The organism is Actinacidiphila sp. bgisy167, from assembly GCF_965342175.1.
In the GTDB taxonomy this organism is placed as follows: Bacteria; Actinomycetota; Actinomycetes; order Streptomycetales; family Streptomycetaceae; genus Actinacidiphila.
Map to the genome: position 1 here is coordinate 20,534 of NZ_CBDRBL010000084.1, position 8,163 is coordinate 28,696.

An 8,163-nucleotide genomic window follows, 5' to 3' on the forward strand; every position below is an offset into this window, starting at 1 on the left:
GGGCGGAGTCGCGCGCGCCGCACGCGTGCCATCCGTCACCTTTCCTCCGTCACCTGGAGTCTTCGCTCATGAACACCCTCATGCGCCGCGCCACAGCCCTCGCCGCCGTCGCCGGGGCAGCCGTGCTCGCCACCGCCGCCCCCGCCTTCGCGCACGTCAGCGTGCAGCCCGGCGACGCCGCCAAGGGCGGCTACAGCACGATCGCGTTCAAGGTCCCCAACGAGGACGACAAGGCATCGACGATCAAGGTCGAGGTCAATCTGCCGATCGACCACCCGATCGCCTCCGTCTCCACCCAGCCGGTGCCCGGCTGGACAGTGAAGATCACCAAGAGCAAGCTCCCGACCCCGCTGAAGTCGGGGCACGGCGACATCACCGAGGCCGTCACGAAGATCACCTGGAGCGGCGGGAAGATCAAGCCCGGTGAGTTCCAGCAGTTCCCGGTCTCCCTGGGCCCCCTGCCCGAGGACACCGACCAACTGGTCTTCAAGACCCTCCAGACGTACGACGACAACGAGGTCGTGCGCTGGATCGAGGAGCAGCAGAAGGGCGAGGACGAGCCGGAGATGCCGGCGCCCGTGCTGACCCTCGCCGGCGCCGCGGGCGACGGCCACGGCGACGATGCCGCCTCGGACGACGCCTCGGGCGACCCCGGAGACGGGGCCAAGGCCGAGCCCGTCTCGGCGACCGGCGCCGCCACCGAGAAGTCCGCCTCCGCCGACTCCGGTGACACCACCGCCCGGGTGCTGGGCGTCGTCGGCATCGCCGTGGGCGTGCTCGGCGTCGCCTTCGGCGTGCTGGCCGGCCGTCGCCGCGGCACGGGCACCCCGTCCATCTGACGCACGACCGCCGGGGCGGCCGCGCATCCACCGCGGCCGTCCCGGCGCCACACCGAATCCTCCTGGGGAACCCCTGATGCGTACCACCCTCAGGGCGGCGGCCTCGGCTGCCGCCGCCGCCGCACTCGCCCTCGCCCTCGCCGCCTGCGGAGGCTCGGACGGCGCGGCGAACACCTCCGGCGCGGAGCCGGTCGTCTCGGTCGACGCGACGCCGAAGGCCGCGACCGTTCTCGACACGCCGTTCGCGAAGCCGGACATGACCCTCACGGACACACACGGCAAGACGTACGACTTCGTCGAGCGGACCAAGGGCCGGCCGACCCTGCTCTTCTTCGGCTACACCCACTGCCCGGACGTCTGCCCGACGACGATGAGCGACATCGCCATCGCCAAGTCGAAGCTGCCCGCGGCGGAGCAGGACAAGCTCGTCGTCGTCTTCGTGACGACCGACCCCGAGCGCGACACACCTGAGCGGCTCGGCGAGTGGCTGGGCGCGCAGGACACGTCCTTCGTCGGCCTGACCGGTGACTTCGCCACCATCCAGGCGGGCGCGCGCTCGCTCGGCGTGGACGTGGAGAAGCCCGTCAAGGAGAAGGACGGCAGCATCACCGTGACGCACGGCGCCCAGGTGATCGCGTACTCGCCGAAGGACGACAAGGCCCACGCGCTCTACATGTCGGGAACCACTTCCGAGGAGTTCGCCGCCGACCTGCCGAAGATCATCGCGGGACGGACGCCGTGACCGGCTCCCTGCGGCGGATCACCGCGGCGGCGGCCCTGGTGCTGCTCGGCTCCACGGCCGCCTGCTCCGGATCCCCGGACGGCCCCGAACTGGAGGTGAGGGGTGCCTACATCCCGCAGCCCGCGCTGGGGGACATGGCGGCCGGCTACTTCACCGTCACCAACACCGGCGACCGGGACGCCCGGCTGACCTCCGTCACCAGCGACCTGTCCGGCGACGTGACCCTGCACAGCACCGAGGACAACCGCATGCGCCGGGTGACCTCCTTCACCGTCCCCGCGGGCGGACGGCTCACCCTCGCACTCGGCGGCAACCACCTGATGCTGACCGACCTCGCGCACAAGCCCGTGGCCGGCGAGCGGATAGCGCTGCGGCTGCACTTCGACGACGCGGACGCCATCGACGTACGGGTCCCGGTCAAGCCCGCGGGCTACCGCCCGGGAGACTGAGGAGAGCGCCATGAGGGTGATGACGAAGTCTGCGCTGCGCCTGCTGGCCGTGCCGCTCGCCGTGCTCGGCCTGCTGTTCGCCGCCGCCGCGCCCGCCTCCGCGCACGCCGCGCTGGTGAGCTCCGACCCGGCCCAGGGAGCGGTGGTGGGGACCGCGCCGGCGCAGGTCCGGCTGACCTTCTCCGAGGGCGTGCTGCTGACGAAGGACGCCATCCGCGTCCTCGGCCCGGACGGCGGGCGCGCCGACACCGGCGGCGCGAACGACGCCGGCCGGGGGGACACCACCGCGGCCGTCGCCCTGCGTCAGGGGCTCGGCGACGGCACGTACACCGTCGCGTGGAAGGTCGTATCGGACGACAGCCACCCGGTCGCGGGCGCCTTCACCTTCTCCATCGGCGCGCCCTCGAAGACCTCGGTGCCGCTGCCCGCCGAGGAGGTGGGCGGCGGCGCCGTCGGCACCCTGTACGACATCGGCCGCTACGCCGCCTACCTCGGCTTCGCGCTGCTGGTCGGCGCCGCGTTCTTCATCGGCGTGTGCTGGCCGGACGGCGCGCGGACGCGGTCGATGCGGCGGCTGGTGGCCACCGGCTGGGCCACGATGGTCGCCGCGACGATACTGCTGCTGATGCTGCGCGCCCCCTACGTCAACGGGGGCGGCCTCGGCGACGCCTTCGACCTCGGCGGCGTACGGGACGTCCTGGACACCCGGCCCGGCGCGGCGCTGCTGTCGCGGCTGCTGCTGCTCGCCGCGGGCGCGGTCTTCATCGCCGTGCTCTTCGGCAGCTGGGCAAGGCGGGAGGACCCGGTCGAGCGCCAGGACCTCGCCTGGGGCCTGGCCATCGGCGGCGCGGTCGTGGCGGTCGGCCTGGCCGCGACGTGGGCCATGGCCGAGCACGCCTCGGTCGGCATCCAGGCTCCGGTGGCGATGCCCGTCGACATCGTGCACCTGCTGGCCATGGCCGTCTGGCTCGGCGGTCTCACCGCCCTGCTGACCGCCCTGCGGGGCGGACAGCGCGTGGAGCGGGCCGCGGTGCGGCGCTTCTCCCGGATCGCCTTCGGGGCGGTGGTGACGCTGGTCGTCACCGGCGTCTACCAGTCGTGGCGCCAGCTGGGCTCCTGGGACGCCCTGGTGTCCACCGGCTACGGGCGGCTGCTGATGGTCAAGGTCGGCCTGGTCGCCGTGCTGGTGGGACTGGCCTGGCTGTCCCGCCGCTGGACCGCGCGGCTCGGCGAGGCGGCCGTCCGCGGCAGGACGGCCGTCGCCCAGCCGGTCGGGGCGGGGCGCAAGGGCGCGGGCGGCGGGAGCGGCCACGCCTCCGAGCGCGCCGGGCAGTTGGCCCGGCAGCAGGCGGCGCTGGCCAGGGAACGCGCGCGCAAGGAGCGCGACGCCGACGCCGAGCGCACGGGCCTGCGCACGTCGGTGCTGGCGGAGGTCGCCGTCGCGGTCGTGGTGCTGGCTGTCACAACGCTGCTGACCGGCACCCAGCCGGGCAGGGCCGCGCAGGAGGAGGGCGCGGCGCGGCAGGCGTCCGCGCCGGTGGCCGAAGTGCCCGAACCGCTCGACGTGACGATCCCGTTCGACACCGGCGGCCCGGACGGCAAGGGCGAGGCGGAGATCACCATGGATCCGGGCGGCGTCGGGGCGAACGAGCTCCACCTGCTGGTGACCGCCCCGGACGGCCAAGCCTTCGACGTCCCCGAGGTACAGGTGTCCTTCACCCTGAAGTCACAGAAGATCGGGCCCCTCCCGGTGAGCCTCGGCAAGGTCGACACCGGCCACTGGAGTGCCGAGAGCGTCCAGATCCCGGCCTCCGGCGAGTGGACCGTCGCCGTGACCGTCCGGACCTCCGACATCGACCAGGTCACCCGCACCAAGGCAGTGAAGATCGGCTCATGAACGACCGCCCTCAGGATCTCTCGCGGCGCAGACTGCTCGGCACGGCGGGCGCCGCCGGCGCGGCGGGACTGCTCGTGGGCGGCGTCTCGGGCGCCGCCGGCGCGCACGCCACCCGCGACGAGGCCGCCGCGCTGACCTCGGTCGGCGCCACGACCGTCCCCTTCCACGGCCTCCACCAGGCCGGCATCACCACCCCGCTGCAGGCCCGCGGCCACCTGGTCGCCTTCGACCTGGCCGCGGGGGCCGGCCGCAAGGGCGCGGCGGCCCTGATGCGCCGCTGGTCGGCGGCGGCCGAGGCGATGACGGAGGGACGGGCGCCCACGGGCGACAACCAGATCGCCCTGGACGCCGGGCCGTCCTCGCTCACCGTCACCTTCGGCTTCGGGCGCGGCTTCTTCGCCCGGACGGGGCTGACCGCGCAGCTGCCGCAGGCCCTCGCCCCGCTGCCGGACTTCGCCTCCGACGCCCTCGACCGCCGGCGCAGTGACGGCGACCTGTGGATCCAGATCGGCGCCGACGACGCGCTGGTCGCCTTCCACGCGCTGCGCGCGCTGCAGAAGGAGGCCGCGGGCGCTGCCGTGCTGCGGTGGCAGATGAACGGCTTCAACCGCACCCCGGGCACGACCGCCGAGCCGCGCACCGCCCGCAATCTGATGGGCCAGGTCGACGGCTCCAACAACCCCCGGCCCTCCGACCCTGATTTCGACGCGCGTGTCTTCGTCCCCGCCTCCGGCTCCCCGGAGTGGATGGCGGGCGGCTCCTACGCGGTCGTCCGCCGGATCCGCATGCTGCTGGACACCTGGGACAACCTTCCCCTGGAGCGCCAGGAGAAGGTGATCGGGCGCCGCAAGGCCGACGGCGCCCCGCTGTCGGGCGGCACCGAGGCGAGCAAACCCGACCTCGACAAGATCGGACCGGACGGCCGGTCCTTCGCCATCGCGGCCGACGCCCACGTGCGCGTCGCCGCCCCCGCGTCCAACGGCGGCGCGGCGATGCTGCGGCGCGGCTTCTCGTACCACGACGGCTACCGCGACGACGGCGCGCCGGACGCTGGGCTGCTCTTCGTGGCCTGGCAGGCCGACCCGCTGAAGGGGTTCGTGCCGGTGCAGCGCAAGCTCGACCGGGGAGACGGCCTGTCCCGCTTCCTGCGGCACGAGGCCAGCGGGCTCTTCGCCGTCCCGGGCGGCGCGCGACCGGGCGAGTACGTCGGGCAGCGGCTGCTGGAGGCCTGAGGGCGTCTTCGGAGCCTGTGGAGCTCTGCCGAAGGCGCCGTGTCCGGGCGCGTGGCCCCGGTGCGCCGGCTTTCGCCCGGCGGCCGGACCGGTGCCGTGCGCGGCGGCACTTCCCGGCACCCAGGGCCGCTGGGGCCGCTGGGGCGTGGGGCCGCGGCACATCATCACCGCGGCCGGAGGGCGGGGCTGCCGGTGAGGAGTCCACTGCCGCGAGCGGACTGGCCGACTCGCGCCCTGGACGGGAGGCCCCGGGCACTCCCGCACCCCTCACAAGGGCTTCGGCGAGCACCAAGGTGGCACCGGGCGGCACCCTCCGGGTTATCCACCGCTGTCGACCAGGTTATCCACAGGCCCTCCCCGCCGGCTGGGGATAAGTCGACAGAACAAGTCGCCCAAGGAACCGCCAGATCGACAAATCGGCACACTCGCGCCAAGCGCTCCCACACACCCACAGGTCATCATTCGTCACCCCGATACCTTCGAACAACTCGATAGGGGGAAGACTTCTCACTCGAAAGTGAGGGTTAGGAGGGTTTGGAGCGGGAATCCACGGCCCCGCAACCACCCCTCGAAACGATCAGGCTCGTCCTCCACAGCCCTTCCACACCCGCTGTGGACAAGTGCGAGGAGAACCCCCCTCCCTGTGGATAACTATCTGCTCCGGACCTGCCCCAACTGCCTTTGTCCACAGGGCAGATGATCTCCCTGGAAGGGCGCGGGAATTCGGCCGACCGTAACCGGCCCGCCATTATCGGCCATACGGCATTCCCCACAGCCCCCTTTCGAAGCGGACATAGCACTAGATAAAGGACTTAACTTGTCGCGTCAGCACCCGGCGCACCGGTAGCCTGTTCCCGTGATTGACCTTCGTCTGCTTCGTGAGGACCCCGACCGTGTGCGCGCCTCCCAGCGCGCCCGTGGAGAGGACGTCGCGCTCGTCGACGCCCTGCTCTCCGCCGACGAGCGGCGCAGGTCGTCCAGTACCCGCTTCGACGAGCTCCGCGCGGAGCAGAAGGCGCTCGGCAAGCTGGTCGGCAAGGCCCAGGGCGAGGAGCGGGCCGAGCTGCTGAAGCGAGCCGAGCAGCTCAAGGCCGCCGTCAAGGCCGCCGACGCCGAGCAGCAGGAGGCCGCCGAGGAGGCGCAGCGCCTGCTGCTGCAGCTGGGCAACATCGTCCACCCGGACGTGCCGATCGGCGGCGAGGAGGACTTCGTCGTCCAGGAGGTCGTCGGCAGCCCGCGCGACTTCGCCGCCGAGGGCTTCGAGCCCAAGGACCACCTCGACCTCGGCGAACTGCTCGGCGCCATCGACGTCGACCGCGGCGCCAAGGTCTCCGGCTCGCGCTTCTACTACCTGACCGGCGTCGGCGCCCTGCTGGAGCTGGCCCTGGTCAACGCGGCCATCGCGCAGGCCACCGCGGCCGGCTTCACCCCCGTGCTGACCCCGACACTGGTCAAGCCGGAGGCCATGGCGGGCACCGGCTACCTCGGCCAGGTCGAGGACGACGTGTACTACCTGGAGAAGGACGGCCTGTACCTGGTCGGCACCTCCGAGGTCCCGCTCGCCGCGTACCACATGGACGAGATCATCGACGCGTCCAAGCTGCCGCTGCGCTACGCGGGCTTCTCGCCCTGCTACCGGCGCGAGGCGGGCTCGTACGGCAAGGACACCCGCGGCATCATCCGCGTCCACCAGTTCGACAAGGTGGAGATGTTCGTCTTCACCCGCCCCGAGGACGCCGAGGCCGAGCACGAGCGGCTGGTCGCATGGGAGAAGCAGTGGCTGTCCTCGCTCGAGCTGCCCTTCCGGGTGATCGAGCTGGCCTCGGGCGACCTGGGCTCCTCCGCGGCGCGCAAGTTCGACTGCGAGGCGTGGATCCCCACCCAGGGCAAGTACCGCGAGCTGACCTCGACCTCGAACACCACCGAGTTCCAGGCCCGCCGGCTGTCGGTGCGGCTGCGTGACGAGAACGGCACCCGCCCGCTCGCCACGCTCAACGGCACGCTGTGCGCCATCCCGCGCACCATCGTCGCCCTCCTGGAGAACCACCAGCAGGCCGACGGCTCCGTCCGCGTCCCCGAGGTGCTGCGCCCCTACCTGGGCGGCCGCGAGGTGCTGGAACCGGTCGCCAAGTGACCGCTCCCCTCCCCTACCGTCTGGTCGCGACGGATCTCGACGGCACGCTGCTCGGTCCCGACCACGCCGTCTCGGAACGTTCCCGCAAGGCGCTCGCCGCGGCCGCCGCGGCGGGCGCCGGGCACATCGTCGTCACCGGACGCCCGGTGGCCCGTACGGTGCACGTCCTGGACGCCCTCGGCTACGAGGGCCTGGCCGTCTGCATGCAGGGCGCGCAGGTCTACCACGCCGGCGAGCGCCGGCTGCTGACCTCGGTCACCCTGGACCGGCAGACCGCCCGGACGGCGCTGGCCAAGATCGAGGCCGAGACCGGCCGGCTGGCCGTGGCGGCGGCACTCGACGGCGTGGACGGCGACATCGTGCTCGGCCCCGGATACCGGCTGTTCGACTCCGAACTGCCCGTCGGCGGCACGGTGGACGACGTGGAGGGGCTGTGGGCTTCGCCCGTCAGCAAGCTCTACGTCCAGCACCCGCGGATGGGGGACGACGAACTCGCGCAGGCGGCGACCGCGGCCGCCGGAGGCCTGGTCAGCGCCGTGATGTCCGGCACGGGCATCGTGGAGCTGCTGCCGCTGGGCCTGTCCAAGGCCCGCGGGCTGTCGCTGGCCGCCCGCCGGCTGGGAGTGACCGCTGCGGAGACCATCGCCTTCGGCGACATGCCCAACGACCTTCCGATGTTCGCATGGGCGGGCCGCGGCGTCGCCATGGGCAACGCCCACCCCCTGCTGAAGGCCGCCGCCGACGAGGTCACGGCCTCCAACGGCGAGGACGGCATCGCCCTCGTCCTCGAACGGCTCTTCCCCGGCGCCTGAGCCCTGGGACGCATCCCGCCACACAGCGGATCGGGGGGGGGGGGGGGGGGGGGGGGGG

At 72.9% G+C, this 8,163-nt stretch carries 7 protein-coding genes; all 7 read left to right on the plus strand.

The features are described from left to right. Window positions 1-68 precede the first annotated feature (68 nt). The 7 genes from ACRWND_RS25510 (at window position 69) to ACRWND_RS25540 (ending at window position 8,105) form a co-directional block, all read left to right on the plus strand. Window positions 69-839 (plus strand): YcnI family protein, encoded by a 771-nt coding sequence (locus ACRWND_RS25510; protein ID WP_431953316.1) that lies wholly within the window; start codon window positions 69-71, stop codon window positions 837-839. A gap of 76 nt (window positions 840-915) precedes the next feature. Further along, a complete protein-coding gene (locus ACRWND_RS25515; protein WP_431953319.1) occupies window positions 916-1,581 on the plus strand; it encodes an SCO family protein in 666 nt (221 codons plus the stop codon). Beyond that, on the plus strand, window positions 1,578-2,030 hold the full coding sequence (locus ACRWND_RS25520; protein WP_431953321.1) for a copper chaperone PCu(A)C: 453 nt from the start codon (window positions 1,578-1,580) through the stop codon (window positions 2,028-2,030). Before ACRWND_RS25515 ends, ACRWND_RS25520 begins: the two co-directional genes overlap by 4 nt. A 10-nt stretch (window positions 2,031-2,040) precedes the next feature. Beyond that, entirely contained in the window at window positions 2,041-3,927 is a 1,887-nt protein-coding gene (locus tag ACRWND_RS25525; RefSeq protein WP_431953323.1) for a copper resistance CopC/CopD family protein, read from the plus strand. Further along, complete coding sequence (efeB, locus tag ACRWND_RS25530) at window positions 3,924-5,159, plus strand: iron uptake transporter deferrochelatase/peroxidase subunit (protein WP_431953325.1); 1,236 nt, start codon at window positions 3,924-3,926, stop codon at window positions 5,157-5,159. Before ACRWND_RS25525 ends, efeB begins: the two co-directional genes overlap by 4 nt. Before the next feature lie 856 nt (window positions 5,160-6,015). Next, a complete protein-coding gene (serS, locus tag ACRWND_RS25535; protein WP_431953327.1) occupies window positions 6,016-7,293 on the plus strand; it encodes a serine--tRNA ligase in 1,278 nt (425 codons plus the stop codon). Further along, window positions 7,290-8,105 (plus strand): HAD family hydrolase, encoded by an 816-nt coding sequence (locus tag ACRWND_RS25540; protein ID WP_431953329.1) that lies wholly within the window; start codon window positions 7,290-7,292, stop codon window positions 8,103-8,105. The genes serS and ACRWND_RS25540 overlap by 4 nt, the downstream gene beginning before the upstream one ends. The last annotated feature ends 58 nt before the right edge of the window (window positions 8,106-8,163 follow it).

Bases quoted from the DNA above. Each gene is read 5' to 3' on its own strand.
- ACRWND_RS25510 (WP_431953316.1), top strand. From the start codon at position 69: ATGAACACCCTCATGCGCCGCGCCACAGCCCTCGCCGCCGTCGCCGGG.
- efeB (WP_431953325.1), top strand. From the start codon at position 3,924: ATGAACGACCGCCCTCAGGATCTCTCGCGGCGCAGACTGCTCGGCACG.
- ACRWND_RS25515 (WP_431953319.1), top strand. From the start codon at position 916: ATGCGTACCACCCTCAGGGCGGCGGCCTCGGCTGCCGCCGCCGCCGCA.
- ACRWND_RS25525 (WP_431953323.1), top strand. From the start codon at position 2,041: ATGAGGGTGATGACGAAGTCTGCGCTGCGCCTGCTGGCCGTGCCGCTC.